General features: G+C 48.0%; 13 protein-coding genes. 6 read left to right on the forward strand and 7 right to left on the reverse strand.

The genetic code is table 11. The features are described from left to right. Window positions 1-39: 39 nt before the first annotated feature. Both FIM25_RS05185 and dctP read right to left on the reverse strand, forming a co-directional pair. Complete coding sequence (locus FIM25_RS05185; protein WP_179953175.1) at window positions 40-2,739, reverse strand: ATP-binding protein; 2,700 nt, start codon at window positions 2,737-2,739, stop codon at window positions 40-42. Between the two features lie 174 nt (window positions 2,740-2,913). Next, a complete protein-coding gene (dctP, locus tag FIM25_RS05190) occupies window positions 2,914-3,963 on the reverse strand; it encodes a TRAP transporter substrate-binding protein DctP (protein ID WP_179953176.1) in 1,050 nt (349 codons plus the stop codon). Window positions 3,964-4,127: 164 nt separating this feature from the next. On the opposite strand from dctP, the gene FIM25_RS05195 reads away from it, so the two are divergent. Genes FIM25_RS05195 through FIM25_RS05215 form a run of 5 tightly spaced genes read left to right on the forward strand, consistent with a single transcriptional unit; the run spans window position 4,128 to window position 9,820 of the window. Then, window positions 4,128-5,039: an AAA family ATPase gene (locus tag FIM25_RS05195; protein ID WP_139447007.1), complete on the forward strand. Its 912-nt coding sequence runs from the start codon at window positions 4,128-4,130 to the stop codon at window positions 5,037-5,039. An 11-nt stretch (window positions 5,040-5,050) separates the two neighbouring features. Further along, on the forward strand, window positions 5,051-6,013 hold the full coding sequence (locus FIM25_RS05200) for a DUF58 domain-containing protein (protein WP_139447009.1): 963 nt from the start codon (window positions 5,051-5,053) through the stop codon (window positions 6,011-6,013). Continuing rightward, window positions 5,991-7,970: a transglutaminase TgpA family protein gene (locus FIM25_RS05205; RefSeq protein WP_139447011.1), complete on the forward strand. Its 1,980-nt coding sequence runs from the start codon at window positions 5,991-5,993 to the stop codon at window positions 7,968-7,970. Before FIM25_RS05200 ends, FIM25_RS05205 begins: the two co-directional genes overlap by 23 nt. Before the next feature lie 48 nt (window positions 7,971-8,018). After that, window positions 8,019-8,768: a histone deacetylase family protein gene (locus FIM25_RS05210; protein WP_139447013.1), complete on the forward strand. Its 750-nt coding sequence runs from the start codon at window positions 8,019-8,021 to the stop codon at window positions 8,766-8,768. After that, a complete protein-coding gene (locus FIM25_RS05215; protein WP_139447015.1) occupies window positions 8,765-9,820 on the forward strand; it encodes a radical SAM/SPASM domain-containing protein in 1,056 nt (351 codons plus the stop codon). The genes FIM25_RS05210 and FIM25_RS05215 overlap by 4 nt, the downstream gene beginning before the upstream one ends. A 147-nt stretch (window positions 9,821-9,967) precedes the next feature. On the opposite strand, the gene FIM25_RS05220 is transcribed toward FIM25_RS05215, so the two are convergent. Both FIM25_RS05220 and FIM25_RS05225 read right to left on the reverse strand, forming a co-directional pair. Beyond that, window positions 9,968-11,335, reverse strand: coding sequence for an ATP-binding protein (locus FIM25_RS05220; protein WP_139447017.1), 1,368 nt, complete (start codon window positions 11,333-11,335; stop codon window positions 9,968-9,970). Between the two features lie 48 nt (window positions 11,336-11,383). Continuing rightward, window positions 11,384-11,932, reverse strand: coding sequence for a hypothetical protein (locus tag FIM25_RS05225; protein WP_139447019.1), 549 nt, complete (start codon window positions 11,930-11,932; stop codon window positions 11,384-11,386). Between the two features lie 350 nt (window positions 11,933-12,282). On the opposite strand from FIM25_RS05225, the gene FIM25_RS05230 reads away from it, so the two are divergent. Then, window positions 12,283-13,098 (forward strand): DUF169 domain-containing protein, encoded by an 816-nt coding sequence (locus FIM25_RS05230; RefSeq protein ID WP_139447021.1) that lies wholly within the window; start codon window positions 12,283-12,285, stop codon window positions 13,096-13,098. Between the two features lie 136 nt (window positions 13,099-13,234). On the opposite strand, the gene FIM25_RS05235 is transcribed toward FIM25_RS05230, so the two are convergent. The 3 genes from FIM25_RS05235 to FIM25_RS05245 form a co-directional block, all read right to left on the reverse strand. Next, window positions 13,235-14,362 (reverse strand): SLC13 family permease, encoded by a 1,128-nt coding sequence (locus FIM25_RS05235; protein WP_139447023.1) that lies wholly within the window; start codon window positions 14,360-14,362, stop codon window positions 13,235-13,237. Window positions 14,363-14,413: 51 nt separating this feature from the next. Further along, a complete protein-coding gene (locus FIM25_RS05240) occupies window positions 14,414-16,165 on the reverse strand; it encodes a uracil-xanthine permease family protein (RefSeq protein ID WP_139447025.1) in 1,752 nt (583 codons plus the stop codon). A 102-nt stretch (window positions 16,166-16,267) separates the two neighbouring features. Next, window positions 16,268-16,903 (reverse strand): CatA-like O-acetyltransferase, encoded by a 636-nt coding sequence (locus FIM25_RS05245; protein WP_179953177.1) that lies wholly within the window; start codon window positions 16,901-16,903, stop codon window positions 16,268-16,270. Between the last annotated feature and the right edge of the window lie 425 nt (window positions 16,904-17,328).

A 17,328-nucleotide genomic window follows, 5' to 3' on the forward strand; every position in this document is an offset into this window, starting at 1 on the left:
TACTATCCTGCTTTCTCCTAATGGACAGCATGGAAAGCGTCAAGTCCGGATTTCCTGCAAAGGAAGCCAGGCAGCAAGGGTTTCCGCCAGATCATAACCGGAAATGGGTTTTGAAAGAAAAGCGTTCATACCGGACTGAAAGCATTTTTCCTTATCCCTCCTGGTGGCATTGGCTGTCATGGCTATTATCAGAATATCCGGAGAAAGCCCCCTCACCTCACCGCTTCTGATTCTGCGGGTGACTTCAGTACCGTCCATATCCGGCATCTGAACATCCATAAGAATCAGATCATAGGGAGACTGCCCAAGCATTTCCAGTGCTTCTGCTCCGCTCTGGGCGATATCCGCAGCCAGCCCAAGTTTTTTAAGAAAACCCCGAGCTACCTGCTGATTGGTGAGATCATCTTCAACCACAAGAATACGGGCTTTTTTCTGCTCTGAACTCAGAAGGGATTCAGGAGAACGAACCTTTGGAACAGAAGCCTTCTTTTCTTCTTCATCGCTTAGAATATCAACCTTTTTAAAGGATACGGTAAACCAGAAACAGGAACCATTATTTTCTGAGCTCTCCAGTCCCATCTGGCCACCCATTTTTTCTGCAAGCTGTCGGGAAATTAAAAGTCCAAGCCCAGTTCCACCGTATCTGCGGGAAATGGAGCTGTCCGCCTGGGAAAAGGGCTGGAAAAGGGAAGGGATTTTTTCTTTTGAAATACCTATCCCCGTATCCTGAATCCGGAAACAAAGATAAACTCCTGGTCCATGGCTTGCTGTTTCACTTACGGCAATGGAGATACCTCCATCATGGGTAAATTTCAGGGCATTTCCCACAAGATTGGTAAGAATACGGCGCAGCTTGTCCGTATCTCCCATGAGTCTGTCCGTTACATCGTCGGCGATGTCACAGGTAAAATCCAGCCCCTTTTCCCGGGCCAGAAGGATCATGGGCGCACAGAAGACTTCCATAAAATGACGGAGGCCAAAGGAAATAAATTCGAGACTGAATTTATCGGATTCAATTTTAGCCAAATCAAGAAGCCCGTTAATCATGCCAAGTACTGAACCGCAACTGTCCTGCATAATGCGAAGATAACTATGCTGTTCTTCATCCAGACGGGTCTGAAACAGAAGCTCGGCCATGCCCTGTATGCCATTCATGGGAGTTCGAAGTTCATGGCTCATATGGGTTAAAAAAGCACTCTTGGCATCGTTATCGGCTTCGGCCTTTTCCTTGGCACGGGCCAGTTCCTGCTGGCTTTTCTTATACATTGCAAGGGAATCTTCCAGTCTTTTTTCCGAAACCATACGTTCAATCAAATGACCTGCAAAGGCTGCGGCCTGAGTCATGATATCCAGCAGGGCCTCATCTTTTTCTTCAAGCGAAGAGGAAAGGAAAAGGGCTTCGGCCTTAAGATGGTAGCTGTCGCAAACGGGCAGCACACAAACGTTTTTTGATAATAAGGCAGACTCTTCTGAAAAAAGTACCGGCTTTTCAAGGGAAAAATATTTCTCAACCCCATCCTGCAGGCTTTCCAGCAGCTGTGCCCGGCATTCACTCTGCCCTGCACAACTGCACCCCGTTATAAGAGCCTCTTTTTCTTCACTCAGCTTCATCCGGAAAAAACCTGCCTCCCAGACACCGTATTCACAGATATGTTCAAGGAAAATTCTGGCCGCATCTTCAAGACCATCTGCCTGCTGAACAGCAAAGGCAAGATCCCGCATAAGACCTGTCAACTCGGCCTTTGCCTGAAGTTCAATATTTTTTTTATCAGCTTTTTTCTGCCGGGCCACCTGCTTATGAAGAATCCATGCCATGGACCCCAGCCCCATGAAAACCAGCATAAAAATCAAAACAAGATGACGGACCTCCCTTTCCCATACTTTGAGAATATGATTTCTGTTCAGAACCGTACCCATGTGGAAGGGAAAATCCGGCAGCTGACATGTGGCAACAATATATTCTTTATCTGTAAAGGAACGCATACCCCCTGCGGTAAGATCATCCAAAGAAAAAGAACCGAAATAAGGCAGCTCCAAAAGCCTTGCTCCAGGCCCCTTTTGACTGCTGCTCTCCGCCGGAAACCATCCCGACAGTACACGCCCATCCGTGTTATATAAAACAATGGCATCAACGCCCGGAGCTTCATATTGCTGATACTGTTTTCTGAAATGGGCAAAATCCACAACCCCAACAACTACTCCTAGAAATCTGCCATCTCTGCTTTCCACCCTGCGGCTGAACCGGATATCAAAACCGCCCTTTTCATTTTCTGGCGCAGTACTGATGTCAAAATCCATCAGGGCATCTTTATGCATATCCAGAAAATAATCCTTATCCGTCTGGGTAATGTCCAGTACCTCTCCCCTTGGATGTACGTATACAAGCTGTGCTTTTTCATCCAGAATATAAATATTTTTAAGCTGATGCAGAAAAAGAATACGACGGCGGATGACATCTTCAACAGCAGCATTGCCCAGAACATCGCCTTCTTCCAGAAAAGGTATAAGGGACAAAAGGGTGATATCAATGGCACGGAACAGGCCTGATGCATGTTCTGCAAAAATCTGTGTCTCAATACGGGAACGCAGCTCTGCCGTTTCAAGAAGATTCTGGCGGGATTCCATCTTGGTAAAAACCACAAAAATCAGAAAGCAGAGAGTCAGCCCAGCCAGTATAAGACCAGTAAGAAAGAAAGGCTTAAAAATAAGGGAATAATGGAACTTTTTAAAACTTTTCATGGGATTCCTTTCCATATGTAAAGGAAACGGTAGGACAGGCAAGCTGCTGAAGCATCCTTCTTCACGGAGTAATCGCATGTAAATTTTTAGTAACTTCTGGGTAAATTGCAGTTACTCAGAAGCAGGTCGTCTTCGGCATTTTGTCATAAGGTAACTTTTGAAGTTACTCATAATTTACTCTTTTAAAAATGTCATGGTGTCAGCATAAAGTTCAGGATTCACCCCAAGGGCTGTGGCAATTTCATCCTGATGTGCTGCAAGAAAGCTTCTGTACTCCGATAGCATTTTTTCCGTAGGAGTAAATATTTTCATTCCATGCTGTAAAAGAAGCTTTCTGGCATTCTTTTGGGCTTCAGCGGCTTCTTTGCGGGCCTCATCCACATGCTCCTCCCAGGTTTCCATGATGATCTTCTGCAGATCCTCGGGCAGTCTTCTCCAGAAATTCTGCCGGATAACGGGTATATACTGGGGGAAATACTGCCTGTCCTCAAACACATAGGAAAGACCTGAGTTCCACAGTTTTGCACTGCGAAAGGTTTCATGGGTGGTCAGAACACCGTCTATATTTCCCTGCTTAAGTCTTGCGGGCAGATCCGGCCATGGAATCATCACGGCTTTTGCACCTAAGGCTTCCACACGCATGGCATTGGCAAGACCGCCAGCAACACGTATATTCAGATTTTTCAAATCACCCTTTGAAGTTACAGGCTGGTTTGTATAAAGGTGGGCATGGCCAAGGTCCAGCCAGCGGCCGGGAACAAAAACCCTGAGACCCTTTTCAATCTTTTCTTCAACCCTTCGGCCAATTTCTCCGTCCACAACCCTGTGCATGTCTTCGGCACTGCGACCATAAAAAGCAGGCAAAAGGAAAATCCCCACATCGGGTTCATATCTGTCAAAGTGCCAGGTTCCGGGTACGGCCATTTCCAGACGATCCGAGGCAAGGGCACTGAGAACCTGAGCATCCCTGTAAAGCCTTGCACTGTCATAGAATTTCACATGGAGGCGTCCCTGAACTTTGTGGCTGAGGTCTTCTGCAAAACGTCTGACAGCCTTTGTCTGTACATGGCTGGGGGAATTTTCAACGGATATGCGCATCAGAGGCAAAGACCTCTCCCCCGATGCAGGCAAAGTCAAAAGAATAAAACCAAAAGCCACAAGCACCATCAGGGAAAGGATCTTTTTAAAAAGAGAAAGTAAAAACTGAACATTGTTTTTTTGCATGGGCCTCTCCTTTTGACAATCCGTCCTGTTAAGCATACCATGAACATGCAGGAAACAGTCTGATACAGGCTGCTTTCTTTAAAAATGACCATAACTGAACACATACCCGGATAATCATAAACACAAACAATATGTTTGCTGAAAGAACCAGAGGAAGCTATCCTATGCATTCTGAGATTATGCCTGCTTTTCAACAGATCCGCAATGCTGTTTTAGGAAAAGACGAGGCCATTAAACGCTGCCTTACCTGTCTTTTAGCAGGGGGGCATCTTCTGATTGAAGATCTTCCCGGTATAGGAAAAACCACCCTGGCGAAGGCTACGGCCAGAAGTCTGGGGCTGACATTCCGGAGAATCCAGTGTACCAGCGATATGCTGCCCGGTGATATTCTTGGTGTTTCCATATTTGAAAGCAAGGAAAGGGTATTCAGATTCCATCCCGGTCCTGTTTTTACCCAGATTCTTCTTGCCGATGAAATCAACCGGGCCGGACCTAAAACCCAGAGTGCTCTTCTGGAAGCCATGGAAGAAAATCAGGTTAGCGTTGAAGGACAGACCCATCCCCTGCCCCATCCTTTTTTTGTCATGGCTACCCAGAATCCCAGTGAACAGGCAGGAGCCTATCCACTGCCTGAATCCCAGCTGGACCGCTTTCTCATGCGTATTTCCATGGGATATCCGGACAGAGACGCAGAAAAGCGTATCCTTGCGGGTGAAGTAAAAAATACATTTTTAAATATAAGCCCCCTGCTCTCTGCCCCAAAAATAATATCCTTCAGACAAGAAGTGCAGCAGGTGGGCTTTTCCCATGCCCTCATGGATTATGTTCAGGATATTCTGGAATATACCCGCAGAGAAAGCATTTTCCATACAGGTCTTTCTCCCAGGGCTGGCATGGCCATTGTGCAGGCTTCCAGAGCCTGGGCCTTTCTCCATGAAAGGGATTTTTGCCTTCCCGAAGATGTGCAGGCTGTTTTTCCCTGGGTTTCCAGCCACAGACTCCAGAAATCAAAGGATCTGACGGGTTTCAGCCCTGAAGAAATGCAGGATCTGCTTAAAAAAATTCCTCTGCCGTGAAAAGTGATTTCATGAGAGCTGAAAAAAGAAAAATTTACATTCTGCCCACCCCTGCCGGTCTTTTCATGGGCGTTATTTTGCTTGTCACCCTTGTGGCATCCCTTAATGAAAACAACAACCTGGGCCTTCTTCTCACTTTTTTCCTCTTCTCCATGGCCCTGTGTTCCACCTTTTCAACCCACAGAAATCTTAAGGGCATCATTATTGAAAGCATGGAATGCCCAGCTGTTTTTGCAGAAGACCCCATATGTATTCATCTCCAGCTTTTCAGTGGAAATCATCGGCGTACCGGCCTTGAACTCTGTAGCCGAAAAAAAACATCAGCTATGGTCAGCATGAATAAAAACAGCAGTGGCGTTCTGGAACTCCACCTGCCAGCCATGACCAGAGGAATTTATCAGCTCCCGGCCCTTTCCCTGCAGTGCAGGGCACCTCTGGGACTTTTTTATGCATGGATACGTCTGCCCCATGAACTGAAAGCCATGGTATACCCAAAACCCCTTCCCGGCCCCATGCCGGAACCAGAAGGCAAAGGTAGTGGAAAAGAATCTTCGGGCAGAGAAACCCAGACCATGGGTAATGAGGATTTTGAAGGGCACAGAAGCTATGTTCCGGGAGATCCCATTTCCCGCATTGACTGGAAAATTTTTTCCAGAAACAGGGGCATGCACATCAAAAATTTCGGAGGCCCCGCACAAAGCCTTGTTCTGGATTACAATGACTTTAAAAATATGGATACGGAAGAGCGACTTTCCCGGCTATGCCACGGCATTCTTCAGGCCTCATCAAGGGGTCTGGCCTTTGGCCTGCGTCTTCCAGGCAAGGAAATAAAACCTGCTTCTTCCAGACAGCACCGGGAACAATGCCTTTATCTTCTGGCCTCCTTTCAGGGAGAAGACCCCGTAGAGGATTTATTTTCCATGATGCTTAATGCCATAGGTGAAGAAAAAAATGCCTTTATCATTAAACGATAAAAAAAGACTGCTGCTGCCCCTGATCTTCATACTGGCATTATCCGCAGGGCCTCAGTTTCTGCATCAGCCCCTCTGGCTGACCGCTGTAGTCTGCCTTGCATGGCTTATGCGCCTTGCCATGGCCGAGGGTTTTCTTCCCCTGCCCGGAAAGAAAACCCTTGTTACTTTCACATGGATTTTTTTTATTATCATCATTGTGCAGAGTGCAGGCACCTTTGCACAGGATGCAGGCTCCCGCCTTCTTCTCATCATGGCAGCATTGAAAACCTTTGAGCTGCACCAGAGAAGGGATGCCATTGCTCTTGTTTTTATTGCCCATCTGCTGGTACTTTCCAGCCTGTTTTTTTCAGAATCCCTTGCCATGGCCCTTTATATGGCCCTTGCCCTCATATGCAACCACGCTGTCCTTGCCCTGATTCACCACGGGAAAGAGCCCATAAAAAAAATGCTTTTGCAGGCAGCCACCCTTTTTTTACTGGCAGCGCCCCTTGCCATCATCCTCTTTGTTTCCTTTCCAAGGCTTTCAAGTCCCCTATGGGGCATCCGTACCCCCTCTCCTTCCGGCATAACGGGTTTTTCGGATAAGCTGCAACCGGGCAGTGTGGCAGATCTTGCCAAAAGCAATGAACCTGCTTTCCGTGTACAGTTTGAAGGCCCCATTCCATCTTCAGAAAACCGTTATTTCAGAGGCATTGTTTTTCGTAATGCCCGCTCCGGCTCATGGCTTCCGGACAGGGAAGTTTCTCCCCTGCCCACTTTAGAAGAAATGCCAAAAACATGGATGCGCTACAGCATAATCCTGGAACCCCATCAGCATAAATGGCTCTTTGCACTGGACTGGCCTGTAACCCATGAAACAGGTTCCATGTCCCTTGTGCAGGGAGGACTTATACGCAGCAAAGACAAGGTTCAGCGCCGCATGGGTTACACCCTTGAATCTTCAAAGGAGAATTTTCATCTGGACACACCGGATGCTGATGATCTTTATCTGCCTTTCGACGAAAACCCAAAGGCTCAGGCCCTTGGCCGGAAAATATACGAAGAAAACCCGGAAGAAGGCAAAAGACTTGAAGCCCTTATTGCATGGATTCAGAACCAGCCCTTCCGCTACACCCTGAATCCCGGTCTGCTTCCTTCAAAAAACAGCATGGATGCCTTTCTTTTTGAAACACAGCAGGGCTATTGTGAACACTTTGCCATGGGTTTTGCCATCCTTGCCAGGGCAGCGGGGCTTCCCGGACGTATCATAGGCGGATATCAGGGTGGAGAAATAAACCCCATCGGCCCATACCTCATGGTCAAACAGTCCGACGCCCACGCATGGACGGAAATCTATCTTGAAAATCATGGCTGGCAGCGTATTGATCCCACGGCCCTGATTGCCCCCGTCCGTCTGGATGAAGGTGGCATGGCCGCATCCCTTTCCGAAGAAGACCGCATGAGCATTGGCAGAAGCTCTGATTCTACATGGTTTGAAAGAAGAATAAGGCCTCTGGGCCTCTTCTGGGACAGTGCCACCCACCTCTGGCACAGACAGGTGCTGGCCTATACCCATACCCGTCAGCAGGAATTCTTTTCCAGTCTCTGGAGCCGGATACAGAGTGCAGGGGCATTTTATATTCTGGGCATGGCCCTTGCTTCAGGATTATTAATGTTCTGGCTGACAAAATATGGGATGATCTGGCTAAAAAAAAGAACAAAGAAGGATAAAGTGTTGCTGGCCTGGGATATATTATGCAAAAAAATGGAAAAAGCTGGTATTCCCAGAGCTGCCTACGAAGGTCCCATGGATTATGCAAAAAGAATCAAAGAAATAAGGCCTGACCTTGCCAGTGCTGTTCAGCCCCATATAAAAAACTATGTCCGGCTGCGTTATGGAAGCAAAGACCCTGATCCGGAAATCATTCAGAGCTTTTTAAAGGAAGTCAGGCGGTTTAGGGTTTCTTCAATGCAATAAGACTGAGCTGCCACATAAGCTTATGACTTAAGCTAAGGAGGAGGTATTATGAAGGTTGTTTTTGATCCGGCATTTCACGAAGTCTATTCCCATGACCCGGCTTCCGAACCAGGTCGCATACAGGCCATTGTTCAGGAAATTGAAGATATGGCTGTTTTTATTGCTCCGGAACCCGCCACAAAAGAAGAACTGCTCCGGGCACACAGCGAAGATCTTCTGGATGAGGTAAGAAGAGAAGGCGTTTTTGATATCGCAGCCCTTGCCGCAGGTGCTGCTATTCTCTCTGCACGCATGAGCTTTAAAGAACCGGTTTTCGGACTGATCCGGCCACCGGGTCACCATGCCTCCAGAGACAGCTGCTGGGGATTCTGCTACTTCTCCAACATAGCTGTGGCGCTTCTGGCCATGAAGGCCGAAGGCCTGATTCAAACAGCCCATGTGCTGGACTTTGACCTGCACTTTGGCGATGGCACAACCAATATTCTCGGCCCCCTGCCCTGGGTTACCCTGCACAACCCCATGTCCCGCAACCGCAAAGATTATTTAGAAGATGTTGAATCCAGACTTGAAAGCCTTGAAACGGATATTATCGCTATCTCTGCAGGGTTCGATCACCACAAAGATGACTGGGGAGGACTCCTTGCCACCGAAGATTATTTTAACATGGGAAGGTGGGCAAAAAAAGCATCCAGACGTTGCAAGGCAGGCCTTTTTGCCCTGCTGGAAGGTGGATACAACCATAAAGTTCTGGGAATAAATGCCAGAGCCCTGATGGAAGGTATGGCTTCAGAACCATGAAAAAGATTCTGGCTCTTCAGATCGAACCCAGTACCGCCTGCACCCTGAAGTGTCCGACCTGCCCGCGCACGACATTTGCCGGCAACTGGAAAAATATCAATTTTCCTCTGGAAAAACTGAAGCATATTCTACCTCTGGCCATTCGGGCAGAAATCGTTCAGCTTCAGGGCTGGGGAGAACCCCTCTGCCATCCGGAACTTGAGGGTATGATCCATGAACTGACAAAGGCCGGTGCCACCTGCGCCGTGACAAGCAATGGCTGTCTTCTGGATGAAAAGCGGTCTGAGTCTCTTCTAAAGGCCGGGCTTGAACACCTGACTGTTTCCATCAGCGGAGCAAGTCCTGAAACCCATGCTGCCCTCAGGCCCCATTCAGACCTCCATGCCCTAATGGAAAAGATCCGCCATTTCCGCCTTACGGCAGACAAATTGGGAAAAAAACCAAAAGTCAGTCTCAGCTTTCTCCAGCAGGACAGCAATATCCATGAACTGCCCATGGCAGTGGAGTTGGCCAGCCGATATGGTCTGGATGACTGCCTTGCCATCAATGCCAGCTATCTGCCGACTCCGGCTCACAAAAAGCAGCATGTGGTTTCAGGGCTTAGGTCCAGATGGGCGGCCATGCGTGCCCTCTGGGTTTCCATAAGAAAAGGTCAACCTTACATTCCTGCCCGAATAAGGCCCGAAGAACAGGCCGTCTGCGCCAACAATCCTTTAGAATGCCTGATGATAGGTGCGGACGGTTCTGTCAGCCCCTGTATCTTCCTTTACCTGCCCCTCAGAACCCATGGTAACATTAATCCTCCCACGGCAGTCATGGGCAATATCTTTGAAGATGATTTTGAAAACATATGGAAGAGTGAAAAATACCGGGATTTTTGCAGGGCTTTTGGGAGCAGAAAAGAATTTTATGAAGAACTCTATGCAGGTATAGGCAATTGCAGTGAGGGAAGGCGAAGACTCATGGAGGCACCGGAAATAGAACGCATTTTTTATGCGAATCACCCTGCCCCATCACCATGCCAAGGATGTGATAAAATTAACGGCTTATGAGTATCCTGAAATCCTGCTGTTTTTTATACCTTCACAGATCTTTAAAATCCAAAGGCTCCACTTCACATTTCTGAATAAAGATCTTCCAAAGCCCTGCTGGCGATCACAAAGGCATTTTCTCCCTGCGAAGCCTGACGTTCATTCCCGTCAAATGGCGGTACGGGCAAAATAAAGATGTACCTTGGTACCGCAACCTTCGCTTTCATAGATACAGGAAGCATCATGGAGGGGAAGAAAGGTCTTGAGGTTCCGAGTACCAAGTCCTCCCTGCTTTTTACCGGAAAGGGTATCACTGTACTTTGTTTTACCCGAAAGAAATCCGTTTATTCTGCCAATATGGCTCCGTGACATACCTTCACCATTGTCTTCAAAACACAGATAAAGAACAGGTGTCGGCCCATGGGGAAGAGAGTGAGAGATCAACATTCTTTCTTTCCCCGGATCAAGGCTTAAAATGTGAATCCTTGTAGCTCCTGCTTCCATGGCGTTGTAAAAAAGATCTCTGAGCATGAAAATAAAGGCATTTCTGCTTGTGTTGAAAAGCGGATCATGCTGAATATCTTCCTGTATGAAAACTTCCAGATCTTTTTCATGAACAGCCTGCTGAGCAGCAAGGCGCAGAGCTTCGGAGAGAAGGACGGGTTCCTGTATTTTGATATTATCCATGGCACTGAAACGTCGGTTCATTTCCCGTATCCATTTATGGATTTCAAGGACGGAAAAAAAAAGCCCGAAGATATCGGCCTTAAGCAAAAGATCCGGCAGGTTCCGACTCCGGAAACTCCCACGGACTTTTTCATATTCGTCATAAGCTCTGGAAAAACAGATTTCATCCGGAAACAGGGAAGCCAGAAAATCATCTCCCGGATTTAGCGGAAGCATCTCAGTTTTTTTTTCGTCATATCCCTCCGGTATATCCAGAACAAGCTCTAAAAGCTGTTCCCGGACAGCATCAGAATCCTTCAACATTATTTCAGAAATACCAAAGGGAGCACAAGATGCGATAAGATAATTCCTTGCCTCTTTATCTGAAAAATAAGCATTATGGAGAAGGGCCACCTGATTTGAGATAGCCTCAATGACCCTGAATCTTTCCCTTTCCATGCTAAGCTGGGCCATATTACGCAGGGCATGCCTGTCACCCGCAAGCTGCATCCTGGAAACTTCTCCAAGAAGACGAACAAGAAGTCTTTGCTTTTCACTGAGTTCCGCATTGGCGTCCATAAGCTTCAGATTAATTTTCTGAACTTTACTGGACTTGTCTTTAAGTACAGTGAAAAGCTCATCATAAGCCCGAAGCTTTTCCTCACTGACCCCTAGTTTTTCCTGTTGCCATGTACATATTCTGTGAAGCATCCTGTATTCTCTGACAAGGGCTTTGTGCTCCACCAACAGGGATGCGCTTCCCCCACGCAAGGCTTCCAGATCTGGATTCTGATCCTCCAGAAGCTTCTCAATAGTCTTGATGACATCGCTTTTTTCTTCGCTTCTGTTATACCTGTTATTCGCCCCCATCTTTCTCCTCTGATCTGAATTCAGGCTACTCCACCGGAAAACACCTTATCAGGTACGCATGCTCTCTTTCCGGGTTCGTATGGCATGCAGCATGGCCTCCAGATCATGCTGAAAGTGATTTGCCTGTCGGCGGATCTCAGGAAGTTTTTCAGGGACGGCGGCTTTTATGATCTTGAAGATATCTTCCATGGCAACCTTTGCCTTTTCTGCGGTAAAAAAGGCAATATCCGGATATCGGGAGGGAGTTGCAAGAATCTCATTGGATTGACGAAGCTGTTCAGGATAACCATTATAAATGATAATAATACCTCCGTTTTTCAGAAAATGCCGGAAGTGGGCATGATAAAAAAGTGCTTCAACGGGTTTTTGTTCTCCGGGAAGATTGATGCTGAGGTTATAATCCAGAACGGCATAAAGTTTAGCCTGCGGAATGCTTTCAACATAACCTGCCAGTAAATCAATGATCTGCTGGATGTTCTGTCCCACACATAGCTCCACATCCGTATCAGCTCCAAAATATCGAAGTGCTAAAAGTTCAAGTGATGCGTTGATTTCAGGGTCATCTTCAACCAGCATGAGCAGCTTATCTATGGTCATATGTTCTCCTCCCACGATTGGAAAAAAGAAGGCCCCTTTTTTCCAGATCTGTTGATAGGCGCAGGCAGGCCACAGGTTCGTGCTGCGCATCCCTCAACCCGAAATGCAGATATCCCTTTACTGTATTTCTATAAAATAAATATACTTGACTTCAGGCCTGAACCAAGGTGATAGATGTATTTTTAAAATTTCAAATATCATACAATATCAGCCAACCTGAATGCAAGACTGCAGATAGGTTTTTAATATATCTACCTTCTCTTCGAACAGGTCTTGTCCTGAAACAGATTTCGAGTTAGACTTCTTTTACCTGAAAAAATGAATCAACACATCCAAAGAAAGGACGGTTTATGGAATCCACAATCGCCCGTGCCATCCACCTGACATCCAGCCCAGTTGCCCTGCTTCTCTCCGATGAAAAACCGGAAAATGCCCTGCAGTTTAAAGAGGGAAAATGGGGCTGTGTTATGTTGATGTTTGCCAATGCGGTGAAAGGAAAAACAGCCGTTTTTACCCGTAGAACCTATGGCTGCTGGGGTGGTGGCGTGGGTCTTGGCTTTGGCAATGCTTACGAGGATTTTCCCGGAGGGCAGGACTGCTTCACCTACTTTCTTTCTTCGGGCAACAGCCAGTGGGACAAGGGAAAAGAAGTCGGTGCTTTTCTGGAAAGCGTTGCAGGAAAAGCATTTACGGAAGATTTTCTCAATGGAGAAGCCTACCGGGAAACTCCTGAACTTGTTAGAGACTTCATAGAGAATCTTCCCATCACTGATGTAGAAAAAGAATACGTAATTTTAAAACCCCTTTCCGAAGTAAATCCTGCCACAGAAACTCCTGAAACCATTATTTTTCCCGTTACTGCGGATCAGGTTTCCGCCCTTACCACCCTGGCCAATTATGCCAGACAGGGTATAGAAAACGTATTTGTTCCATGGGCTGCGGGATGCCAGACCATAGGTATTCTGCCACTTAAAGAAGGAAAATCCCATCAGCCGAGAGCAATTATTGGCCTGACAGATCTCTCCGCAAGAAAATTTGTCCGCACCCTTCTTGGTAAAGACATTCTCTCCTTTGCCCTTCCCTGGACCATGTTTCTTGAAATGGAAAAAAAAGTTCCCGGCAGTTTTCTTGAAAAACCCACATGGCAGTCGCTTCTGGAGTCCTGAAAAGAACTGGCCTTATCCCTCCAATGAATATCCCATATACCCATAAGCGGGTTTAAATGACAGCAGGAGGGGAAGACATACACCAGTAAAAAATATTTGTTGAAGGACGTTCAAGCCTATGCACCGGCATAAAAGCTTATAAAAAGTGAAGGGGCCATCTTAATAAAATCACGCCCGCAAGCCAGCCCATGATCAGAAGCGGAAGGGACCAGAAATGAAAGGCCCACCATAGCTTGTAGTTTCTGGCCAGCCGCAGGGCAATGAGGTTGGCCATGGACCCTATGGCCAGACCGAATCCTCCAACATTGGCTCCCCATGCAAGAAGCTGCCAGTCATGGGTAAAATGGTGGAGAAAAAGGGTCGCTGGCACATTGGAAATCCCCTGAGAAAGCAGCATGGCGGATGTGAAAATACCGCCCGGCAACATTGCCGCCAGCCCGGCAGCACCATGCATCCATGGCAAAGAGGCCAGAAGGCCAGTCACCATGAACATCAGCACAAATACCATCAGCAGCAGCCAGTCCACCCCCCGCAGCACACCGCGCCAGCAGACAAGATACACAAGAGTGATAAGCCCCAGAGCACTCAGTGCCCAGCCCTGCTCCAGCATGAAAAGAAAAACAGGATAAAATAAAAGGGAAACAACAGCCATGGGTAATTTAACGGGCCGGGAATCACCAAGGTCTGCGGACTCAATGGGCATTGCAGGAAAGGCAAAGGGAATCAGAATCAGAACCAGCAGCAGAAGCATGGCACTCAGGGGCATCATTGCAAAAAGAAATTCAATGAAACCAGCTTCCGAAGCCTGCCAAAGAAAAAGATTCTGGGGATTACCCACAGGACTGATGGCAGAACCCGCATTCACGGCAAAGGCTTCAAAGATAACCATGCGGCCAATGGGAAGCGGCGTTACGGTCCGCAGGGCCAGTGTAAGGGGAACCACAATGAAGAGCGCCACATCATTGGTGACAATGGCAGACAGCAGGGCAGAAAACAAAACCAGCACACAGGCCAGCCGCCGCTGACCGTAAACCCAGCGCAGAAGAAGATGGCCTGCTCTGGCCAGCATACCGCTGTCTTCCAGCCCCCGGCTGAGAATCATCAGGCCTGCAAGGGCCGCAATGGTTGGCCAGTGTACAAAGTTATCCAGCTCCAGCGCTTTTTCAGGACGCCCCCACATCAGCATAATAAGCACAGAAGTGAGCATAACCAGAAGCCAGTTATCCCTGATAATCCTCAAAAGAACATAAGGGCTCACTGCCATCCCATTTCCCCAAAATAAATGTTCAAGAATAAAAGGGGCCGCTCACTTCCCCTAATCAACAGCCAGATGATAAGAGATATAATTCACTCCACCGATACGCAGATGCCGCAAACCTGAGGCAAAACGATCAAGAATCCGAAGGCCCAGCAGATCGGGATCAAGGGAATGGACCCTTTCACCCGCCTCCTCCACCATAAAATCCAGATCCTTAAGATCCGAGACCTCCACAAACTCCACATGAATCCTGCCGTCTGAAAAATGCAGCAGCACCTGAAGCTCAGGGCCCTTGAAGGCTTGCGATCCGCACAGATGCATGAAAAGCTCCTCTGCGGTGAGGTGCAGACGCTGAAGAGCCTGCACGGGTATTCTCCGGACTGCGGCATATTCATTAATGAAATCCTGAAGATCTGTCATGGCTGCCGTCTGACGGGAAAACACACGCCGGGCCCTGCCCGCGGGCTTCATCTGAAAAAGAAGGCTCAGCACAATGGCAAAAAGGCCACCTGCGGCTATGCCGTTGTTGAGAAAAGGCTCCAGCCAGACGGGCATGAGATCCGCAAAAAAAAGTCTGTTCTGAAACACATAACCCATCCAGAAGGAAACGCCGATGATCACACCGCTTTCATAATTGAGACCTTCGGAGGCGGCAAGCTGAATGCCCGTGACAAAGAGCATGGCAAGGAGAATAAAGAGAAAGGCACCCACAACAGGGGAAGGAATGGCTGTAATGAGGGCAGAAATTTTCGGAGAAAAAGCAAGAAGTCCTAAGAAAATGGCCACATACAGCCCTACCCGCCGGGAGGCTACCCCCGTGAGCTGCACTGCGGCGATGGCATTGGAGTAGGTGGTATTGGGCAGGGTTCCCAGCGCACCCGCCACGGCATTGGCCACACCATCGGCGTACATGGCTCCCTGTACCCGCTCATAATCCACTTTACGAAAATTACGCTCGGAAATCCTTTGAATAGCCATGCCATCCCCGAGGGTTTCCACCGAACCCACAATGGTCACCATGACAAAAGCCAGATAAAGACCGATCCATTCAGGTCTAAAATCTAAGGCAAAACCCTGCCACTGGCCTTTGGGTAACCCCAGCCAGGGACTTTGTCCTACGGTTGAAAAATCCGTAAGCCCCAGACCCGCAGCCACAAGGGTTCCCACCAGCAGACCAATTACCAGACTCCAGAGCCGCAGATGCCTGTTACCGAACACGGCCAGTCCCATAATCACGGCAAGGGTGGCGGCGGATACCCAGAAACTGTACAGGGACGGGGCAGAAGAAGATGTATTAGCCATCATGTCCAGAGAGATACCCAGAACACTCACCACAATGAGCATGATAACCACCCCGCCCACCAGCGGGGTGATGATGCGGCGCATAGGCCCCAGAAACCATGCAAAAAAGAGCTGCAAAGGTGCACTCAGCACAGCCATAGTGGCCACAAGGGCCATACCGCCCATCTGGGCCGCAGCAAGTCCGCAGGCGATGAAAGAGCCTGAAGAACCGATCACCAGAAAATAGCCTGAACCCACAACCCCAAAACGCCGGACCTGTATCATGGTGCCGATGCCGCTGGCAAGAAGGGAGGCGAAAATAATCCAGCCGTATTCTCCGGGATCGATCCCAGCCATGCGGGCCACCACAATGGGCGTCACGGCAATGGGAGCAAGGACAAGCACCACCATCTGCACACCAAGAAACACACTCATCCACTCCGGCGGGGCTTCGTCTACGGCATAAAGCAGCGGAGACGTTGAAAGGGTGGCGTTTTTCACACCCTGAGGGGACAGACTGCCTGCCATTTTTCCTCCTGATCTTTAAAATATGTAAAAAACGAACAGGCACCGCAGCAAGGATACAGCTGCCATTCCTATCCGACCTGACACCCTCTGATCCCGCCCCCTTCATACGGACAGCCAAAGCTCCGAACACTCACACATATCCGACAGATGCTGATAGAATTTACCCACATGGATACCATCCACCAACGCATGATTGACCTGAATTCCGACGGGAAGCAGGAGCCTCTCGCCTTCTTGAAAATATTTTCCGATGCTCACCACAGGAATGTAACCATACAGCCTGTCATGGGGATGCACAATGGATGTAAAACTGAACCATGGCAGACTGGTGATGAAAAACATGTGGTGTTTTTCCCCGGTGCTCTGGTCGGGACATTCCTTCACCTCCTGAATTTTTATTTCCGAATATCTCCGGTACTCCTCAAAAGCCTCAAAATACCGGGAATCACAAAAGGAGAAGGTCTCATCTTCCAAAAGCACTGTAAAACCCGGATCAATCCTTTGGAATTCAAACAGCTCCCCATTAATGACCCGATGCCGCAGTTCCGGCACAAGATTGACGGCTTTTGTGATCAGAAAGCTGATGGACAGAAAAAAACCGCACCTTTGGTCATCAATAATTTTTTTCAGATTGCTTATGTCAATATGGCTTGAAGTTGAAAAAAATGGAATGTCCCGGTCCTTGAAGGCCGCAAACATTCCCCTTCGCTTATATGTGGCAAGGTCGATCTTTTTCATGGGCATATCCGGATGAAGAAAGAGTTGAAGGTGTGTGGAACACAAGGGCCGCAAGGGATAGGCCAGTGTACAAAGGTCTCCGGTACCGGAATCTTCTCACTCAATCTTCAAGTTTTTGAGAGAGAAGATGAGGTGTCAGCTGAGTCTGGCGATACATTCAGGATTCAGTCTCGGGCAAAGCCTTCATGGGAATATCAATGAACCAGATACCAGTTATTTCGTACAATCATATAGAATCTTTTACAATGCACTGCATAATATACTGAAATAAAGCTATATTTTTATGCCTTGCTGATATATACATACGCCCCTGCGGTTTTCCTCGTTGCCTTTGGTGGTAGTCAGGACAGACAGAACAAAAGTCAGGGGCATTTTATGAAGAAATCCTGCCTTCATTGTGGGCCGGATAAAAACCATGTCACCGG

The sequence above is a fragment of the Desulfobotulus mexicanus genome (assembly GCF_006175995.1).
Classification (GTDB): domain Bacteria; phylum Desulfobacterota; class Desulfobacteria; order Desulfobacterales; family ASO4-4; genus Desulfobotulus; species Desulfobotulus mexicanus.

Bases quoted from the DNA above. Each gene is read 5' to 3' on its own strand.
- FIM25_RS05230 (WP_139447021.1), top strand. From the start codon at position 12,283: ATGGAATCCACAATCGCCCGTGCCATCCACCTGACATCCAGCCCAGTT.
- FIM25_RS05185 (WP_179953175.1), bottom strand. From the start codon at position 2,739: ATGAAAAGTTTTAAAAAGTTCCATTATTCCCTTATTTTTAAGCCTTTC.
- FIM25_RS05215 (WP_139447015.1), top strand. From the start codon at position 8,765: ATGAAAAAGATTCTGGCTCTTCAGATCGAACCCAGTACCGCCTGCACC.
- FIM25_RS05235 (WP_139447023.1), bottom strand. From the start codon at position 14,362: ATGGCAGTGAGCCCTTATGTTCTTTTGAGGATTATCAGGGATAACTGG.
- FIM25_RS05200 (WP_139447009.1), top strand. From the start codon at position 5,051: ATGAGAGCTGAAAAAAGAAAAATTTACATTCTGCCCACCCCTGCCGGT.
- FIM25_RS05205 (WP_139447011.1), top strand. From the start codon at position 5,991: ATGCCTTTATCATTAAACGATAAAAAAAGACTGCTGCTGCCCCTGATC.
- FIM25_RS05225 (WP_139447019.1), bottom strand. From the start codon at position 11,932: ATGACCATAGATAAGCTGCTCATGCTGGTTGAAGATGACCCTGAAATC.
- FIM25_RS05195 (WP_139447007.1), top strand. From the start codon at position 4,128: ATGCATTCTGAGATTATGCCTGCTTTTCAACAGATCCGCAATGCTGTT.
- FIM25_RS05220 (WP_139447017.1), bottom strand. From the start codon at position 11,335: ATGGGGGCGAATAACAGGTATAACAGAAGCGAAGAAAAAAGCGATGTC.
- dctP (WP_179953176.1), bottom strand. From the start codon at position 3,963: ATGCAAAAAAACAATGTTCAGTTTTTACTTTCTCTTTTTAAAAAGATC.
- FIM25_RS05245 (WP_179953177.1), bottom strand. From the start codon at position 16,903: ATGAAAAAGATCGACCTTGCCACATATAAGCGAAGGGGAATGTTTGCG.
- FIM25_RS05210 (WP_139447013.1), top strand. From the start codon at position 8,019: ATGAAGGTTGTTTTTGATCCGGCATTTCACGAAGTCTATTCCCATGAC.
- FIM25_RS05240 (WP_139447025.1), bottom strand. From the start codon at position 16,165: ATGGCAGGCAGTCTGTCCCCTCAGGGTGTGAAAAACGCCACCCTTTCA.